This is a genomic window from Acetobacter sp. AN02 (genome assembly GCF_029759835.1).
In the GTDB taxonomy this organism is placed as follows: Bacteria; Pseudomonadota; Alphaproteobacteria; order Acetobacterales; family Acetobacteraceae; genus Acetobacter.
In genome coordinates this window covers 1-18,169 of record NZ_JAJJND010000050.1, presented here as the reverse complement: position 1 = coordinate 18,169, position 18,169 = coordinate 1, and the positions used below count along the sequence as shown (strand labels likewise).

Annotated in this window: 16 protein-coding genes; 8 read left to right on the top strand and 8 right to left on the bottom strand. The window is 61.1% G+C overall.

Translation table 11 applies throughout. The features are described from left to right. Positions 1-219 precede the first annotated feature (219 nt). The gene (locus LOC54_RS07530; RefSeq protein WP_279313209.1) at positions 220-1,335 is read left to right on the top strand and encodes a radical SAM protein; all 1,116 of its coding nucleotides are present in this window, start codon (positions 220-222) and stop codon (positions 1,333-1,335) included. Positions 1,336-1,344: 9 nt separating this feature from the next. Here the strand turns inward: LOC54_RS07530 and LOC54_RS07525 are convergent, their stop codons facing one another. Continuing rightward, a complete protein-coding gene (locus LOC54_RS07525; RefSeq protein WP_279313211.1) occupies positions 1,345-1,848 on the bottom strand; it encodes a hypothetical protein in 504 nt (167 codons plus the stop codon). Positions 1,849-1,866: 18 nt separating this feature from the next. Between LOC54_RS07525 and prmC the strand changes: the two genes are divergently transcribed. From prmC to LOC54_RS07505, 4 genes are all read left to right on the top strand, one after another. After that, positions 1,867-2,766, top strand: coding sequence for a peptide chain release factor N(5)-glutamine methyltransferase (prmC, locus tag LOC54_RS07520; RefSeq protein WP_408740319.1), 900 nt, complete (start codon positions 1,867-1,869; stop codon positions 2,764-2,766). A 14-nt stretch (positions 2,767-2,780) separates the two neighbouring features. Then, positions 2,781-3,203 carry a DUF4167 domain-containing protein gene (locus LOC54_RS07515; protein ID WP_279313208.1) on the top strand — a complete coding sequence of 141 codons (423 nt, stop codon included), beginning with the start codon at positions 2,781-2,783 and terminating at the stop codon, positions 3,201-3,203. 202 nt (positions 3,204-3,405) lie between these two features. Next, a complete protein-coding gene (gene rpsD / locus LOC54_RS07510; RefSeq protein ID WP_279313207.1) occupies positions 3,406-4,023 on the top strand; it encodes a 30S ribosomal protein S4 in 618 nt (205 codons plus the stop codon). A gap of 119 nt (positions 4,024-4,142) precedes the next feature. Next, entirely contained in the window at positions 4,143-5,696 is a 1,554-nt protein-coding gene (locus LOC54_RS07505; RefSeq protein ID WP_279313206.1) for a peptide chain release factor 3, read from the top strand. A 12-nt stretch (positions 5,697-5,708) separates the two neighbouring features. Here LOC54_RS07505 and LOC54_RS07500 read toward each other — a convergent pair whose 3' ends face one another. From LOC54_RS07500 to LOC54_RS07485, 4 genes are all read right to left on the bottom strand, one after another. Next, positions 5,709-6,761 (bottom strand): putative zinc-binding peptidase, encoded by a 1,053-nt coding sequence (locus LOC54_RS07500; protein ID WP_279313205.1) that lies wholly within the window; start codon positions 6,759-6,761, stop codon positions 5,709-5,711. 131 nt (positions 6,762-6,892) lie between these two features. Then, complete coding sequence (locus LOC54_RS07495) at positions 6,893-8,524, bottom strand: electron transfer flavoprotein-ubiquinone oxidoreductase (RefSeq protein WP_279313204.1); 1,632 nt, start codon at positions 8,522-8,524, stop codon at positions 6,893-6,895. 157 nt (positions 8,525-8,681) lie between these two features. Next, positions 8,682-9,338, bottom strand: coding sequence for a 2OG-Fe(II) oxygenase (locus LOC54_RS07490; protein ID WP_279313203.1), 657 nt, complete (start codon positions 9,336-9,338; stop codon positions 8,682-8,684). 136 nt (positions 9,339-9,474) lie between these two features. Next, positions 9,475-10,218: a fimbrial protein gene (locus LOC54_RS07485; protein WP_279313202.1), complete on the bottom strand. Its 744-nt coding sequence runs from the start codon at positions 10,216-10,218 to the stop codon at positions 9,475-9,477. A gap of 541 nt (positions 10,219-10,759) precedes the next feature. Between LOC54_RS07485 and LOC54_RS07480 the strand changes: the two genes are divergently transcribed. Further along, the gene (locus LOC54_RS07480) at positions 10,760-12,178 is read left to right on the top strand and encodes an MATE family efflux transporter (protein ID WP_279313201.1); all 1,419 of its coding nucleotides are present in this window, start codon (positions 10,760-10,762) and stop codon (positions 12,176-12,178) included. A 12-nt stretch (positions 12,179-12,190) separates the two neighbouring features. Here LOC54_RS07480 and LOC54_RS07475 read toward each other — a convergent pair whose 3' ends face one another. From LOC54_RS07475 to LOC54_RS07465, 3 genes are all read right to left on the bottom strand, one after another. Beyond that, on the bottom strand, positions 12,191-13,024 hold the full coding sequence (locus LOC54_RS07475) for a transglycosylase SLT domain-containing protein (protein WP_279313200.1): 834 nt from the start codon (positions 13,022-13,024) through the stop codon (positions 12,191-12,193). Positions 13,025-13,117: 93 nt separating this feature from the next. Continuing rightward, positions 13,118-14,329: an NADP-dependent isocitrate dehydrogenase gene (locus tag LOC54_RS07470; protein WP_279313199.1), complete on the bottom strand. Its 1,212-nt coding sequence runs from the start codon at positions 14,327-14,329 to the stop codon at positions 13,118-13,120. Positions 14,330-14,600: 271 nt separating this feature from the next. Next, positions 14,601-15,233 carry an alpha/beta hydrolase gene (locus LOC54_RS07465; protein ID WP_279313198.1) on the bottom strand — a complete coding sequence of 211 codons (633 nt, stop codon included), beginning with the start codon at positions 15,231-15,233 and terminating at the stop codon, positions 14,601-14,603. Positions 15,234-15,513: 280 nt separating this feature from the next. On the opposite strand from LOC54_RS07465, the gene accD reads away from it, so the two are divergent. Then, positions 15,514-16,419, top strand: coding sequence for an acetyl-CoA carboxylase, carboxyltransferase subunit beta (accD, locus tag LOC54_RS07460; RefSeq protein WP_279313197.1), 906 nt, complete (start codon positions 15,514-15,516; stop codon positions 16,417-16,419). A 14-nt stretch (positions 16,420-16,433) separates the two neighbouring features. After that, positions 16,434-17,756: a bifunctional folylpolyglutamate synthase/dihydrofolate synthase gene (locus LOC54_RS07455; RefSeq protein ID WP_279313196.1), complete on the top strand. Its 1,323-nt coding sequence runs from the start codon at positions 16,434-16,436 to the stop codon at positions 17,754-17,756. The last annotated feature ends 413 nt before the right edge of the window (positions 17,757-18,169 follow it).

Here is an 18,169-nt window from a genome sequence, read left to right as displayed (position 1 = left end):
TTTATCCGTTCCCACTGATCGTCGCGTAAACCGTAACGCCGCATCTGTCTGTCTCCCTCAAAACCGGGAAAACAGTCAGCACACACAGCCACAAAGTACAACCCTCACGTGCCGCAATCAGGCCTTAACTGACGACACGCCGTAGGCCATATCTGATCTGATTTTACAGGCCCTCTTACGTTTTGTATTTAAATGTAACGCACTGTAAGGGGGTGTATCATGACAATCGAGATCGGCCGCAGGCTTCTGTCTCTGATTCCCGGTGCCATTGATGTCTCGGTGACGGATTACTGCAATGCAGACTGTAATTTATGCGGCTTTGCCAAAAGCAAGATGAAAGGCAGGCCGCGGACCCTCATCGACCATAAGGCTTTTATCCGCGCGCTCCCGATCCTGAGGCGGAGCGACATTTCCTTCGTGAATTTTCAGGGCGGGGAGCCTCTGCTGCATCCGCACATCATGGACATGATCCGCGCCGTCCGTGCGGAGGGCATGAAGCCGGATCTGATCACCAACGGATGGAATCTGCCCGATATGACAGAGGAGCTGGCCGATGCCGGGCTGCACAACCTCTTTATTTCCTTCGACAGCGATGACGTGGTGCGGCACGAGGAAAATCGCGGTCTGAAAGGCGTCACCAGACGTATTCAGAAAGGCATAGAGCTGGTCCGCGACCGACGGATTCCCGTCATTGCGTCATTCACCCTTTCTCGTCTGGTCAATTTTAAGGAACTGGCGAAAACGCTGTCTTTCCTGGGTTTTGACGCCGTCACGTTTTCCTATCCGCGACAGGAGGCATTCGGTTCCAGCTCCTTGGTGTTTGATGAATCAAGTGAACTAAATCCCGGGACCAAACATCTAATCAGCTTCAGTCAGAGTGAGCTTCTGGAAGCGCTGGATAATATCATCGCACTGAAAAAACGCTTTCCTGTCCTCAATCCTGTTTCATCCGTTCAGGATATTCAGCGCCATGTCCGGCGTGAGGAAAAGCATTTCCCCTGCGTCGGCGGCTTCCGGTATTACTATATGGACTGGGATCTGAACGTATGGCGCTGCGAGGCCTGGGACCGGCCCATGGGGTCAGTATTTGATTTTGAAAAACTGCCTGAGGACCGGTCCCGCTGCACGGAGTGCATGATGTCATGCTACCGCGATACAAGCGCCATCATGTACGGGGCTGTCACGCTGTCAGATGCCGCTCAGGATCTGGCAAACGGGCAGTTCCGGGCCGCAACGCGTAAGGTGATGTCCAGAAACGTAGCGGCCTCTTTCCGTTCAGTCATCAGCGATGCAAGACTGCTCTACAATATCATGCAGGTCCCGAAGCAGGGCTGACCGGGGGAATCAGCTGATCGGACTGTCGCACATGCCGGGTTTTCCCGGTCTGTGCTCGGTGGTCTGCGGAGAGTCCGGATCGAGCAGAAAGAAATCCGTGAAGCCCGCATCTCCGTAGGCGTCAAAGACATGTCCTTCCGGAGCGTGCAGAATGCCGGAACTGCTGACGACATGGGTTTCGGTTCCGGAGCCGCCGGGCTTACGGATCGTGATCTCGCCGCACAGGGAGTAGTGATAATCAGGCCCGCTGCCGGAAGGGAGAGAAATCTGCTGGACGTCCTCATCCCGGTCCGGCCCGAGCCTGAACGTTGCCACCAGACGGCCATCAAGGTAGAGACGCGATGTCTCCGAGACTTCCTGGGCAGAGCGCCCGTCGACCACGGTAAAACCGGCGGCCCGGGCGAGGGGGGCAGATGCAGAAAATCCGGCCAGAGCAAGCAGTCCGCAGATGGATCGCCTGAAACGGCCCGAAGACAGGACGGGAGGGATATTCCCCTGGACTCTCTCAGACATGCGCTTACCTCCGCTGACCTGACCATATCACAGGCGCTCGATATCATCACCCCGGCCCTTGCCGCGGCAGGGATCGAAGATCCGCGCAGGGAAGCCCGCCTGCTTGTGGAACATGCCTGCGGCCTGACGCTCGTGGCGCAGCTGACCCGCGGAAAGGAAGTGCTGCCTGCGGGCACGGCCGGATCGCTGGCCGGGGCGGCAGACCGCAGACTCACGCGGGAGCCTCTGGCCTATATAACCGGCTCGCGCGGGTTCTGGACCCTCGATATGGGTGTCTCTCCGGCCACACTGATCCCGCGGAGTGATACGGAATCCCTGATTGAATGCCTGTGTGACTTGCGTCCGGACAGGAATGGTGTCAGAAACATACTTGATCTGGGAACAGGGACAGGCTGCCTTCTGCTGGCGGCCCTGGCGGAATACCCCGAGGCCACAGGCTGCGGGACGGATCTGTCCGCGAAAGCGGTTTTCCTAGCATCGGCAAATGCGCGCAGAAATCAGCTTGATTCCCGCTGCTTCTTTATTGCAGCAGACTGGGGAACGGCTCTAGGCGGACAGTTTGATGTGATACTCTGCAATCCTCCGTATATCCCTCGCGGAGATATTCCCGGCCTGATGCCGGATGTTGCACGGTTCGAGCCTGCTTCCGCCCTTGATGGCGGTCCGGATGGCCTCGACGACTACAGGAAACTGATTCCTTCCCTGCCGGATCTTCTGGCCGAGGGCGGTCTGGCCGTTATCGAGGCCGGAGCAGGTCAGAGTTCCGATATTATCCGGATCGCGGAGCGTTCCGGACTGACACTCGCCGGTATTCGTGAAGATGCCGGTGGTATTCCCCGCGCGGTGGCGTTCGGAAAGACTTCCGGACATGGCCGGCGCGATGCCCCTTCATCCGTAAACATGTCCGAGTTCCCATGAAGCCTGGTAATAATATGAATGTAAAAAGACTCCGGAACCGGAATCACCGCCCGTCAGGCGGTGGTGGCGGTGGCAGCCGCAACCTGAACGGGCAGATCCCGCTGAACCGGAATCATGTGTTCGACAGCAGCGGTCCCGAGGGGCGTATCCGTGGCACGGCGCAGCAGCTTTTCGAGAAATATCTCCAGCTTGGCCGTGATGCGACCGGAGCCGGGGACCGCGTGACGGCAGAGGCCTTCTTCCAGCACGCTGAGCATTATTTCCGCATCCTCAACGCCATGACCCAGGCCGCCCAGCAGGCGCAGCAGGAGCGCCAGGAACGTCTGGCCGGACGCCGCACGCAGCATGCACAGCAGGGCCAGCCGGAAGAGGGTGAGGACGGAGACGAGGACGGTCCCGCCAGTGATGAGGAAGAGGAGGAAGCCGTCGCTTCCTGACGCCTCCGGGTTGACATTTTCCGGGCAGTCGTCCATAGGCGCGCCCATTGCCGGGAATGAGGACAGGCTGGTCAGTGCGGGGATGCTTTACCCGCGCTGATGATTCGGACTGCGCCCGTCTCGTCCGACCGGACGGGAACTACTGGTGCCACAGCCCTGCGGAGCGCGCCTCCGGGGCCAGATGTGAAAGACAGAGCGCAGAATGAGCAAGCGCCTCGAAAGCAAATACAAGATTAACCGTCGTCTCGGCGTTAACCTGTGGGGCCGTGCGAAGTCTCCGGTCAACCGCCGCGAATACGGTCCCGGACAGCACGGACAGCGCCGTAAGGGCAAGCCGTCCGACTTCTCCGTGCAGCTGATGGCCAAGCAGAAGCTCAAAGGCTACTACGGCAACATCAGCGAGAAGCAGTTCCGCAAATATTACGACGAGGCAGTCCGCCGTAAGGGTGACACCTCCGAGAACCTCATCGCGATTCTCGAGCGCCGCCTGGACGCCGTGATCTACCGCATGAAGTTCGCGATCACGCCGTTCGCATCCCGCCAGTTCGTCAGCCACGGCCATGTCATGGTCAATGGCAAGAAGGTGAACATCCCGTCCTACCTCGTCCGTGACGGTGACGTGATCGAGGTGCGTGAGAAATCCAAGCAGCTGGCCGTCGTTCTCGACGCGGCCCAGTCCGGAGAGCGCGACGTTCCGGAGTATATGGAGGTCGATCATCGCCAGATGAAGGGCACGTATCTCCGTGCGCCGAAGTTCTCTGACGTGCCGTATCCGGTGCAGATGGAGCCGAACCTGGTGGTCGAGTTCTACTCCCGCTGAGTTCTGTCTTCTGAGACGTGCAGACCGGATAGAAAGCCCTCTTTCTATCCGGTTTTCTTTTTTTATCAGACCTGTAACCGTGCCTCGTGCCGGTGGCAGACAGAAAGACTGGCCGCTCCATGTCCGCTTCCGTCGAGATCATCCGGGACGCCATCGCGAAACGGCGCACCTTCGCCATCATCTCTCACCCTGACGCCGGTAAGACGACGCTCACGGAGCGCATTCTGCGGGCGGGCGGTGCGATCCAGATGGCAGGAAACGTGCGCGCCAAGGGCGAGCGCCGCCGGACCCGGTCGGACTGGATGGGCATCGAGCGGGATCGCGGAATTTCCGTCGTAACCTCCGTGATGACGTTCGAATATGGCGGCTGCGTCTTCAACCTGCTGGACACGCCGGGCCATGAGGACTTCTCCGAGGATACCTACCGCACGCTGACGGCGGTGGACTCAGCTGTCATGGTGATCGATGCGGCAAAAGGTATCGAGGACCGGACACGCAAGCTGTTCGAGATCTGCCGTCTGCGCGATATTCCGATCGTGACCTTCATCAACAAGATGGACCGTGAGGCGCAGGACCCGTTCGCCCTGCTTGACGAGATTTCCTCCGCACTTGCGCTCGATACCGCTCCGGCGACCTGGCCCGTCGGGCGCGCAGCCGGTTTTGCGGGGACGTATGATCTCCGGAAAAAGACGTTCTCACTCAGCACGCCGGTCGCGGATGATGATCAGCGCATGGCGGATCTGAAGGATGAGGTGGAGCTGGCCGAGGCGGGACTGCCTGCTTTCGATCATGAGTCTTTTACGGAAGGCCATCTGACGCCGGTCTTTTTCGGCAGTGCCATGAAGGAAATCGGCGTGACCGATCTGCTGGACGCGCTGGTGGAGTTCGGCCCGCCTCCGGGAGATCATGCGACGGAAACCCGTGTGGTGCATGCGGATGAGGACGGGATGAGCGCGCTGGTCTTCAAGATTCAGGCGAACATGGACCCCAATCACCGCGACCGTATTGCCTTTGCCCGCGTCTGCTCAGGGCGTCTGGAGCGCAATATGAAGCTGCTGCACACCCGCACGGGCAAGACCTTCGCCCTGCACACGCCGCAGTTTTTCTTCGCGCGCGATCGTCAGCTGGCGGAAGAGGCGTTCGCGGGTGACGTCGTGGGCATCCCCAACCACGGTACGCTCCGGATCGGAGATACGCTGACCGAAGGTGAGGCACTGCGTTTCACCGGTGTTCCGTATTTCGCTCCGGAAATCCTGCGTCGCGTGCGGCTGGACGATGCGATGAAAGCAAAGAAACTGCGCCAGGCGCTGGGCGAACTGGCTGAGGAGGGCGTGGTGCAGCTCTTCCGCCCGCAGGACGGCGCGCAGCCGATTGTCGGCGTGGTCGGCGTGCTGCAGCTTGACGTGCTCCAGACCCGGCTGGCCGGAGAGTATGGGGTGGCGGCCGGGTTCGAGCCGGTGCCGTTTTCAGTAGTGCGCTGGGTGTCCGGACCGGCGGAGGCGATCGACAAACTGGTCACGACCAACCGCTCTTCCGTTGCGGATGATATCGACGGAGATCCGGTTCTGTTCGCGAGTTCGGCTTTCATGATGAGCCGTACACAGGAGCAGAATCCGGATATCGCGTTCCATGACATCAAGCAGATCGGGACCGGTCTTCCTTCCGCAGGGTAAGACCGGGCCGGATTATACCATCCCGTGCACCAGCTCGTGGATGAAGCGCATTTTTCCGATCACCGGCTCCGGCAGGACAAACGGATAGACATCCGGCTGCCCCATTGACCGGGCGAGGGAGTTCGTTGCGTAGGTCAGGGGCAGCCAGGCACTGATGATCTGCTCGAAGGCTCCGGCGTGGTACGGATCGAAGTCGTAGCGTCCGGACATGTGGCTGTCGTGATCAATCTTCGGACGGATCACCATGCCATATGCCATCGCGGTCTGCATCGTATCCACGATATGCAGGTAATGCGCCCAGGTTTCCGCGAAATCCTCCCAGGCATGGGTGGTGGCGTAAGAACTGACATAATTGTTCTGCCAGTCCGGCGGCGGACCGTTTTCGTAGTGTTCGCGCAGGGCAGCGCCGTAATCCTGATCATGGTCGCCGAAGACAGCCTTGCACGCTTCTGCCTTGCCGGCATCGCGCACCAGTACGTTCCAGTAGAAATGCCCGATTTCATGCCGGAAATGACCCAGCAGCGTACGGTAGTACTCGCCCATGCTGACGCGCATTTTCTCGCGCTCGACCGGATCGGCTTCCTTGAGCGCGATGGTGATCACGCCTTCATCATGCCCTGTCATGACGTCGGGTGCGTCATTGGGGAAATCGAACACGAGGCCGCTTTCCGGATTCTCCGCCCGTGTAGGCAGGGGCAGGTTCAGGACGATCAGCGTGTAGAACAGACGGTGGCGCGCCACTTCGATATCGCTCCAGAGCTTCAGATTGTCGTCCAGGGAGAGATCGGGGATAACCCGGTTATGGCGGCAGGCCACACACCACCCGCCGGTCTGGTCATCGGGAGGGACCAGCCAGTTACAGACGCCGTGCCGTGCGTTGCTGCACAGGAAACGGGACGGGGCCTCAGGCGCACCGACCGGCTTCCAGCCGTTTTCACCATCAGGTTCCAGGGTGAGCAGGTCCTGGGCCTCGCTGTCGAAGCCGAGGCTGTGACCGCAGCTCCCGCAATGTGTGTTTTCAAAAAAGAGAATCTGATCGCAGGACTGACAGGAGAACAGCTTCATTTTCTGTCTCGGACTCTGAGCGGTGGAAGAACAGGGTCCCAACGCCGCGAAAGACAGAAAGTTTTCCGGATCGTATCGTAATCATCACGAATAACGGACAGGGGGCTCAGGGCCTGTCCGCCGCCGTGTTCCTACATACCTGCGGGATAGTTCGGGCCGCCGCTGCCTTCGGGCGTGCACCATTCGATATTCTGCGTCGGGTCCTTGATATCGCAGGTTTTGCAGTGGACGCAGTTCTGGGCGTTGATCACCAGACGCGGATTGGTTTCCTCATCCGCAACCTCATAGACGCCTGCCGGGCAGTAGCGGCTTTCCGGCGCGCGGAAGACGTCCCAGTTGACGGTCTTCCACATCTCCGGATTCCGCAGCTTCAGATGCACGGGCTGATCTTCCTCATGATTGGTGCCCGAGAGGAAGACGGAGGACAGGCGGTCGAAGGTGATCTTCCCGTCCGGTTTCGGATAGGCGATCTTCGGAGACAGGCTGGCGGCCTTCAGCTCCTCATTATCCTGATGGCGGAAATGCAGCGTCCAGGGCGCCTTACCCCGGAACAGCATCGCGTCGATCCCGGAATAGAGCGCGCCGCCTTTCGCGCCCCAGCGGGCAAAGGCCGGGCGGATGTTCCGTGCGGTCCGCAGTTCCTCCCACAGCCAGGAAGCGCGGACCTTTGCCGTAAAGGTGGCGGGTTCGGGCCGGTCTGCGGCCAGAGCCTCGGTCACGGCCTCCGCAGCCAGCATGCCGGATTTCATGGCGGTATGGGTGCCCTTGATCTTGGGCACGTTGAGGAAGCCTGCGGAATCCCCGATCAGTGCGCCGCCGGGGAAGGTCAGGCGCGGGATGGACTGCAGTCCGCCTTCCGAAAGGGCACGCGCGCCATAGGTCAGACGGCGGCCTCCCTCGAAATGTTCCCGGAAGGCCGGATGCAGCTTCGTGCGCTGCATTTCCTCGAAGGGAGACATCCAAGTGTTGGCATAGTCCAGCCCGGTGACGAAGCCGTAGGACACGAGATTCTCGCCGAAATGATACAGCCAGGCACCGCCATAGGTTTTGTCATCAAGCGGCCAGCCGAAGCTGTGCTGCACCAGGCCCGGCCGATGTTTTTCCGCCGGGATTTCCCAGATCTCCTTGATCCCCAGCCCGTAGGTCTGCGGGTCCGCGTCCCTGCGCAGGTCATAATGCTGTATGATCTTTGCAGTCAGGGAGCCGCGGCAGCCTTCAGCGAACAGCGTATATTTTGCCCGCAGCTCCATGCCGGGCTGATAGTTCGGCCCTTCCGAGCCGTCACGCGAGATGCCCATATCGCCGGTCGCGACGCCGACCACGCGGTTGTTCTCGATCAGCACTTCGGCTCCGGCAAATCCCGGATAGATTTCCACCCCCAGTTCCTCGGCCTGAGCCGCCAGCCAGCGGCAGACCTCGCCAAGGCTGACGATGTAATTCCCGTGATTGGCCATATGCGGCATCACACGATCCAGCATCGGGATACGATAGCTGCGGCTTTCGGTCAGGAACAGCATCTGCTCTTCCGTAACCGGCGTATTCAGCGGGGCGCCGCGCTCTTTCCAGTCGGGGATCAGTTCGGACAGGGAACGCGGCTCGATCACGGCACCGGAGACGATATGCGCGCCGATCTCGCTGCCCTTCTCGATCAGACAGACGGAGGCATCCGGGGAGAGCTGCTTCAGACGGATCGCCGCCGCCAGTCCCGCCGGGCCGCCACCCGCGATGACCACGTCGAACTCCATTGTTTCCCGTTCGCTCATCCCCGTTTCCCCCTCGTTATACGGATGCCTCAGCGCACGCTGCCGCAGACAGCCGGTTGTCCCCCGGATATATGTCGGGAAGCTTTCTGGCACAGTCGGGCCTGCATCGGAACCCGTTCCTGACGGAGAATTCTGCTACACGCTGCGGAGGAATTTGTTACTGAGCCGGTCCGAATGCCAGCTCATGCACCGCACGCCAGGAGGAATCGACAAAATTGACGATCAGGCCGCGACGGACTCCCGAAATCGGCCGCCGGACGAAGCCGTGCCAGGTGTCGGTGCCGGGCACGAACAGCGTGCCGGTATTAAAACGCCCGGAGCTGCGTTTTACGGAATGTCCGTCCGCATCCATCAGATCCGTGCCCCACTGATCCGCATCCGGCGAGACGGAAAGCGAGATCAGCAGCGTCAGTTTCTTGGCGCCGATATCGGTGTGCGGCTCCAGCCAGAACCCGTCCGTATCGAGGCTCAGCTCCAGCCGCAGGGCCGTCTGGTCCAGAGGCGTGCCGCACAGCCGGGTGATCGCAGCGCGTGCCTCCGGACTGTCGAGGGTCACGGCCAGTTCGTCCAGGCGCGGATCACGGGCACGGATTTCCGGCTCTACAAACACCCGTGCCTCGTTGCGTGTCTCGCGTCGTCCGCCCGTGTCGCCTGCGAGATGGGTCTCGCCGGGTTCCCATTCCACGAGAGCCTGACACGCGGCCTGTGGCAGGACGTCACTGATCGTCCAGTGGCGGAACGGCACGGATGACGGTTCTGCCTGTGACACGGCAGTCTGAAAATCCCGGATGGTGGCCTGCAGGGGGGATGTCATGGGTCTGGTCAGTCCTCAGCGAAGCCGGGAAAAGGAAGATGATCCGGGAAATATCCTGTTTTACGAAGGAAAGGCAAAACATATCGTATCGGAGGCCGGTGCCGGTCCTGTCTGCAGCCTGTTCGAGGGCAGGCTGTCAGGGGTAGCTGAGGGTGAATGTCACGCCGGCGGACAGGCTTCCGGCGCTCAGGGCGCCCGTGCGGTAATAGCTGGCCAGCAGAGGAACCGACCAGCTTCCCGAAGAGGACGTTCCGGCTGAGAATGTCTGGCTGAAGCTGACAGGGTTTCTGCTGGTGTCCGTCAGCCTGATACCCACCCCCTTTGCCGTGCCTGATGTGGGCAGCAGGACCCCGGTAATGCCGGAGGCTGTTCCCACGGGGACGAAGGAAATATTCACGCTCATACTGGCCGTGCAGTTCAGATCAATCGAAAAAGGGGTCTCCTGCGCGGTGCTGCCGACGGATGGCAGATTCAGGACACTCGTGGCGGACAGGCTGACATTTGCGGAAGGGGAGGAGACCGAGCAGGAAGGAGTGGTCACGGCCATGGTTCCGGAGAGCCGGATCGGCATGAAGGTCAGATCGTTCACGGCCAGGGAGGCGATGGTTCCCGAGATGGTATTGTTTCCGCCGGTCAGGATGATATCGCCGGTTTTGACGAACCTGAAATCCACGACGATATCTGTTTTGAAATAGACTCTCTGGGAGGCGCTGACGCTCGGAAATGCTGCGTCAGGATAGGCGGCTGCGGGAGAGGTGAATCCCATTTCCGAGGATGTCAGATAGCTGTTGTCCACGAACATCATATACCCGATGCCCGGTATGTTGGTGGGAAACGGCGTGTAGGTGTCGGGCGAGGGGGCACCTATGTTGTTGATCACCCCGCCGGTGGGCGTGCCGAGGCAGGAGATGATGGTCTGGTTCCACGGAGCGCTTCTGGATGAGGTCTGGAAGAGAACGCTGCCATTGGAGACGTTCCGCCCGATATTAAGGGTTGAGGGAACATTTATGACCAGCTCTCTGTCGGGATAGTTTCCGGCATAGGAACATGTTGCGGCGTATGCCCCGACGGGAGTTATTGAAAATAAAACAATGAATATTTTAAGTATATATTTATTATACTTCTAAAAAATGATATTATTAAAATAAAAAATCTTCATTATATTTGTTATAGACGAAAAATATTAACAAAAATTAAATTTACACATTAAATATACCGTTTTCATCCGATGTCCGCACGGATTCCGGGCATGCAGATCAGGCGGCATACGAAAATATGACGGGCAGGGCATACACCCGGGCCAGTCTTCATGGCATAATCGTATGGAGAAGCCGGTTTCCTCATGAAGGAAACCATACGGGAGCGGAATGAAAGCGGGGCATTCTTCCTCAGCCAGGGCCTGTTTCGTAACGGGCAGTATCATGCGTCATGTTCTGACCATGACCAGCACCGGTGCGATCGGGCTGACAGCCGTGTTCGCGGTTGACCTTCTGAATCTGGCCTATATCGCCCATCTAGGGGATCCGTCCCTGACGGCGGCAATAGGATATGCCGGTGCGGTCAGCGGCCTGCAGATTGCCGTCAGCATCGGTATGACCATCGGACTCGGGGCCTGTGTCGGCCGGCTGATCGGCGCGGGGCAGTGCGGTCTGGCCCGCCGGGTTGCTGCTTCGTTTCTTGCTACGATGGTGATCATCTCGACTGTTCTGGGGCTTGTGACGGCTGTGGCCGGACGGATGATCCTTCACTGGATGAAGGCGCCACCGGAGACGCTGGAACAGGCCGCGGGGTATCTCTGGCTGGTCTCTCCCTTTCTGCCGCTTGTGGTCCTCGGTATGGGGACATCCGCGCTGCTGCGCTCCGTCGGGGATGCGAAGGGGGCCATGAACGTGACCCTGATCGGCGCAGTGGTCACGGCCCTGCTTGATCCCCTGCTGATTTTCGGTCTGCATGAGGGGCTGACCGGCGCGGCGGTCAGTGCAGTTCTGGCACGTGGCGTGGTGGCCGGGGTCGGGCTGAGGCGGACTTCAGCCCGGGGAGCGATCGGGCGTCTGAAGCCGCGCTTCATCCTGGCGGACAGCCGGCGGATCAGGCCGATTGCCGTTCCTGCGGTCCTGACGAACCTGGCGACGCCGCTGGGGAGCGTCTGGGTGACCGGGGCGATGTCTCAATTCGGCCTGAGCGCAGTGGCCGGACAGGCGGCGGTCAGCCGGAGCGTGGTGGTTGCATTTGCGTTCATCTTCTCCCTGAGCGGGTCTGTCGGGCCGGTGATGGCGCAGAATCTCGGCGCGGGGCAGATCGGCCGCGTCCGGGAGGTTCTGATCGTTGCCGTAAAGATCATCACCCTGTCGGTTGCGGTGATGTGGGGCGTGCTGTGGCTGACGCAGGATCTGCTGGTAGAGGGATTTCATCTCTCGGGTGCCGGGGGCGATCTGGTCCGGCTGTTCTGTAACTGGACCGTGGTGAGCTGGTTTTTTATGGGCTTTCTGTTCATCGCCAATTCCGCATTCAATAATCTCGGGCATCCGGTCTATTCCACGCTCTTCAACTGGGGACGGGCGACGCTCGGAACGATTCCGCTGGTGATGTATGGCGCGCGTTATGGTGCGGGCGGAGTCCAGATCGGGGAAGGCATCGGTGTCGTGGTCTTCGGTGCGCTGGCGCTGAGAACGGCGTTCGGCGTGGTTTCCCGGCTGCCTCAGGCTGTGGTCTGCCCGGTCGGGGAGACAGTCCGGTCCGACATTCCGGCTATCAGCCCGGAGGGTGCCATGGTCGATCTGGATGACATGGCTGCGGCACAGGATGAGGACAGCAGACGGAACGTGGCCTCAGCGCGCTGAGATGATCCGGTCTCAGAACCGGCCCGGAAGCAGCGAGGAGACCTGTGCCACGCGGACAGGGTTGGCCCGGTAGAAGGCGAGGCTCCGGTTGGTTCCGGCGGAGATGGTCGGACGGGATGGCGGCGGTGTCGTGAAGTTGCCGAGACCGCCGGTGAAGGGTCTGGACGAGCCTGCTATGGCGAAAGAAGGTGTTGCGGAGACGTGCTGCCTCAGTGTGTTGCCGATCGCGACTTTTGAAGCCTCACGGCGCGCTTCATTCCGGGCCGCCATCTGTGCCGGAGAGGAGGCGGAAGACAGCCCTGCCGGGGTGGCCCAGGATTCCAGAACTTTCCACTGATAGGCCTCTCCGATTCCCGGAGTGAAGGAGTGGTAGGCTGCTGCAGCATGGGGCCAGCTTCCGGTTTTTGAGAACAGATCCGAAAGGAAAGAGGCTGCGTAGTTCGCGTTGGTCACAGGGTCGAAGGCGGAGTCCAGGGAGACGAACGCTCCGGCGTGATGCATCAGATTGACCTGGAAGCATCCCACGTCGATGGAGCGGATGCCCTGCGCCTGGAAAGCCTTTACGGCGGCGATAGCGTCCGCCTTGCTTTCATAGACATAGCCCCGGCCCTCGGCATTGACGGTCCAGGGCCAGGGGATGACCTGCCCGCCCGGCAGATGCCGCCCGCTTTCCACACGCCCGACGGCGACGAGGAACTGTTCGGGAATATGGTGGCTGTGTTCCGCGATCAGCGCGGCTTCCGTGCAGACGCCGCGGGCCGAGACGGCCGGGACGAACTGTGCCCTGGCAGTGGTGGTCCACAGGCCGGGAATCAGAAGAGCGGTGAGGGAAAGGAGTCGCTGCATACCGGGGCAGAGCCTGCCACGGTATGCTTAACGAGGTGTTATTACCGCCGGTCTTCTCACGGGATGCGGGAGAAGACCGGCCGGATGTCGGGCTCAGAGAGCTTTCTGGAGGCGCTTGTCGAGAACGTCCAGGAAGTCCTGGGTGTTGAGCCATTTCGCGTCCTTGCCGACCAGAAGCGCCAGATCCTTCGTCATCTCACCGGCCTCGACGGCCTCGACGCAGACGCGCTCCAGGGTCAGGGCGAAATCCACAACGTCCGGCGTGTCGTCGAAGCGGCCGCGATAGGCCAGACCGCGCGTCCATGCGAAGATGGAGGCGATCGGGTTCGTGCTGGTCGGCCGGCCCTTCTGGTGCTCGCGATAGTGGCGGGTCACGGTGCCGTGGGCGGCCTCGGACTCCACGATCTGGCCGGTCGGGTCGAGCAGAACGGAGGTCATCAGGCCGAGGCTGCCGAAGCCCTGCGCCACGATGTCGCTCTCGACGTCTCCGTCGTAGTTCTTACAGGCCCAGACATAGCCGCCGTTCCACTTGAGCGCGCAGGCGACCATATCGTCGATCAGACGATGCTCATAGGTCAGGCCGAGCTTCTCGAAATCAGCCTTGAACTCGCGCTCATAGACCTCCTGGAACACGTCCTTGAACATGCCGTCATAGGCCTTGAGGATCGTGTTCTTGGTGGAGAGATAGACCGGCAGCTTGCGGTCGCGGCCATAGGTCAGGGAGGCGCGGGCGAAGCCTTCGATGGAGGCCTTCGTGTTGTGCATGCCCAGAGCCACGCCGGGGCCCTTGAAGTCCTGCACGTCAAGCGTCATCGGCTCTCCGCCGTCGGCTGGAACGTAGTTCAGCGTGACCTTGCCCGGACCGGGGATCTTAGTCTCTGCCGCGCGGTAGATATCACCGTAGGCATGGCGTCCGATGACGATCGGCTTTGACCAGTGCGGGACCAGACGCGGCACGTTGGAGCAGATGATCGGCTCACGAAAGATGGTGCCGTCGAGGATGTTGCGGATCGTGCCATTCGGGGAGCGCCACATCTTCTTGAGGCCGAACTCCTCAACGCGGGCCTCATCCGGCGTGATGGTCGCGCATTTGACGCCGACGCGGTATTTCTTGATGGCCTCTGCAGCCTCGACCGTCACGCGGTCATCCGTGGCATCGCGGTGCTCAATGCCCAGATCGTAATACTTCAGATCAATATCGAGATAGGGAAGAATCAGGCGATCCTTGATGAAGTGCCAGATGATCCGCGTCATCTCGTCGCCATCAAGCTCGACAACCGGGTTTTTAACTTTAATTTTGGCCATGGGATTTAACTGCCTGTTATCTGTTTATCTGTCTTATTGCCCGTATACGGACCAGCACACCGGAAACCTGCCGGCTGACCGGGGTAGCGTTTGTCACACAGTATGCCTTGCCGGCGCATCTCACATTTTCGCCAGCGACACCTGCCGGGAGGCCGTATATCACGGAATTCCGCGATTGTCCGGGTCTGTATGCCGGTCCGCCGGATATCCGTGCCGGGGCTGGAAGGTATCGGCCGATAAGGTTTCGACACATTTGCCCCGGTCCCGGGGATCAGCCCGGTGCGGATACCAGCAGTGAGCGGATGAATGTTCCGGCGATCTCCGCGCCCTCCGTAGACAGGGAGTGACCAAGACCGGGCAGGACGGCAAGACGGACCGGGACACATGCAGCCTCAAGCGCCGTGCGGGCCCGCGGGGCTTCCTGCACCGGCATGACGGGGTCCGCATCCCCGTGCAGCAGCAGGACGGGCGTTCCTGTCGCGGGCGTGCCTCCTTCCGCAGGCACCAGACGCCCGGAAAAGGCGACGACACCGGCGAATGACCAGCGCCCGGACATCACGACATCCAGCGCCATGATGGCGCCCTGGGAGAACCCCGCAAGCACGACGCGATCCTCCCGGCCGGTGAAGCCTTCCCGTTCCAGGCAGTCCTTCAGCACATCATCCAGAGCGGCACGGGCGGCGCGCGTCCGCTCCGCGCGATTGCCCTCCGTGACATCCCTGATGCTGAACCACTGTCGCGCACCGGATCCTGCGGCAGCCGGATCCATATCGAAAGGAAACGGCGCGTCCGGAGCGGCGAAGCTCAGACCTGGCATGGTCCTGCGCCAGTGCGTGATCAGCGGATCGAAAGCCGCGCCGCTGCTGCCGACGCCGTGAAGAAAGATGATCAGACCGTCGTTCAAGGATTCTTCTCCTGCCCGGCTCCGGCGGGGCCGCCGGACATACGGGGTGATTGCGGATGCGGACCGGCAACCCGTTCAGGCAGCCGGTTCCGGTACTCTGTAGCAGCCGTTGCGCCCGCAAGCCTATTTCCAGACCTGTTTTCTGCGGGCGGCATGGGAAATACCGTTCTGCTGCTTGGCATCGGGCGAGAGTGCAGAGTATAGGGGGCGTCTGTTCTTCCCGGCGGTGTTTCGCGGGGACTATTCACGGCACTGACCCGAAAGCAGCGGAGCATCCTTCATGAGCTGGCTTACCGACTACGTCCGGCCCCGTATTCGCGGCCTGCTCCACCGGGATGTTCCGGATAATCTGTGGACCAACTGCGGGTCTTGCAGCCAGATGATCCTGACGAAGGAACTGCACCGCAACATGAATGTCTGCCCGCATTGCGGACATCACATGCGGGCGCTCGTCGCGGATCGTTTTGCCTGGACGTTTGACGAGGGCAGCTGGACCCAGGCGGAGGTTCCGAAGGTTCCTGCCGATCCGCTCGGCTTCCGGGATCAGAAGAAATATACGGACCGCCTGAAGGATGCGCGTTCCAGGTCGCGTCTGGATGAGGCGCTGGCCGTGGCCCATGGCAAAATCAGCGGGCAGCCGGCGGTTGTCGCGATCATGGCGTTCGAGTTTATGGCGGGAACCATGGGAACGGCCCTGGGTGAGGCGTTCATCGCGGCTGCGCGTCTGGCTCGCCTGCAGCGTGCGCCTCTGGTCGTGTTCACCGCATCGGGCGGGGCGCGTATGCAGGAGGGCATGCTCAGCCTGATGCAGATGCCGCGGACGACGGTCGCGGTGGAGATGCTTAAGGAAGAGGGCCTGCCCTATATCGTGATCCTGACAGACCCGACGACCGGTGGCGTGAGTGCGTCCTTTGCAATGCTGGGGGATGTGCAGATTGCCGAACCGAAGGCGCTGATCGGCTTCGCCGGGCCGCGCGTGATCCAGGACACGGTGCGCGAGACCCTGCCGGAAGGCTTCCAGCGTTCTGAGTATCTGCTGGAGCATGGCATGCTGGATATGGTCGTGGAGCGTAAGGATCTGCGCGAGACTCTGGGACGCATCATCGGTTTACTGAACGGGGTGCGGACTGAAGGCCAGCCTGACGGGCCCGTTCCGGATGCGGCGCCGCCGTCTCAGGCAGCCTGAGCGGGTCGGGCCGCATGGGGCTCTCCGGGGGTGGGACGGCTGAATTTACCGGCCGGACCGGGCAGATTCTCGACCGCCTGAACCGGCTCTATCCCGCGCTGATCGATTTATCCCTCGGGCGTCTGGAGGCGCTTCTGGCGCGTCTGGGACACCCGGAAGAGCGCCTTCCGCCTGTCATTCATGTGGCCGGAACGAACGGCAAAGGCAGCACCTGCGCGACGCTGCGGGCCATCGGAGAGGCCGCGGGCTGGCGGGTTCATGTCATGACCTCTCCGCATCTGATCGATGTGCGTGAGCGCTTCCGTCTGGCCGGGAAGCTGGTCAGCGAGGATGAGCTGATCGCGGTTCTTGAAGAGATCGAGCGCGTGAATGACGGCGCGCCGATCACCGTGTTCGAGGTTCTCACTGCGGCGGGATTCCTGCTGTTCTCGCGCAGCCCTGCGGAGCTCGCCGTGATCGAGGTCGGACTTGGCGGACGCTTCGATGCAACGAACGTGCTGCGTAGTCCTGCAGCCTGTGCGATCACTCCGGTCTCCATGGATCATGAGGCGTTTCTGGGCCGCACGATCGGGGCGATTGCGCGTGAGAAGGCCGGGATCATGAAGCCTGGCATTCCGGTTGTCTGCGGGCGGCAGATGGCTGAGGCCGAGGCCGTGTTTGCCGAGAATGCAGCGGTGAGCGGGGTCTCCCTGCGGCTGTACGGGCAGGACTGGCGGATTGAGACGCGGGCAGACGGTCTGTGGTTCGAGGATGCTGGGGGAGGGCTGGATCTGCCGCTTCCGTCCCTGCCCGGGGCGCATCAGGCTGAGAATGCGGGTCTGGCCGTTGCGGCGCTGCGGGCGTCGGGGCTGGAGATTCCTGCGGCAGGCTGGGGCGGTATCGGGCGTGTGGAATGGCCGGCGCGGCTTCAGCGGCTGCACGGGCGTCTGGCAGCAATGCTGCCCGGGGGGTGGGAGCTGTGGCTCGATGGCGGGCACAATCCCGGTGCGGGAGAGGCGCTTGCGCGGCAGACGGCGGCCTGGGCGGACCGGCCTCTGGTTCTGATCGCGGGCATGAAACAGACCAAGGACGCATCCGGCTTCCTGCGGCCGTTGCTGGAGCGTGCGGAAACGGCATACGCCGTGGCGGAACCGGATCAGCACCTCGCCCTGACCGTTGAGGAGATCGTTGTATCCGGCGACGGACGGGTGCAGCCTGGCCCGACCGTGGCAGAGGCGCTGACCCGGATCAGGGAGCAGGCGGACCTGCCGGGGGCAGTACCCGGGCGGGTACTGATCTGCGGCAGTCTGTATCTTGCGGGGGTTGTTCTGCGGAATGATGGCTGGGAGCCTGTCTGAAATTATCATCCGGGTCTTATGATTATTACCGGGGTATAATATGCTTCTGGCTGTGATTTTCTGGACAGAACGCTGTGTCTCCGTATCTGTGAATCAGGTGTCATGAAATGATTAACCGGCTTCTTGTGCGGGCGGAGCTTCCTGGGCAGTGTACAGTTTTGTCCGGTCGGGATAATTTTATATGTTTTCTTCTTCTGATGGTGAGTCTTCTCTGCGTTATTACCTGAATGAGGGTAGTTTTCCGGCTGACGTGCCCGGGGTGTGGGAAGATCAGACGGTTAGATGTTTAGGTTCTGTTGACAAAAGACGGTAGCCACAATTTTACGGCTGCGAGGTTACGGCGTGTCGTCAGTTAAGGGCTGCGCGTGTGCCGTGAGTGTTGTACTTTCCGGCTTCCTGTGCAGACTGTTTTC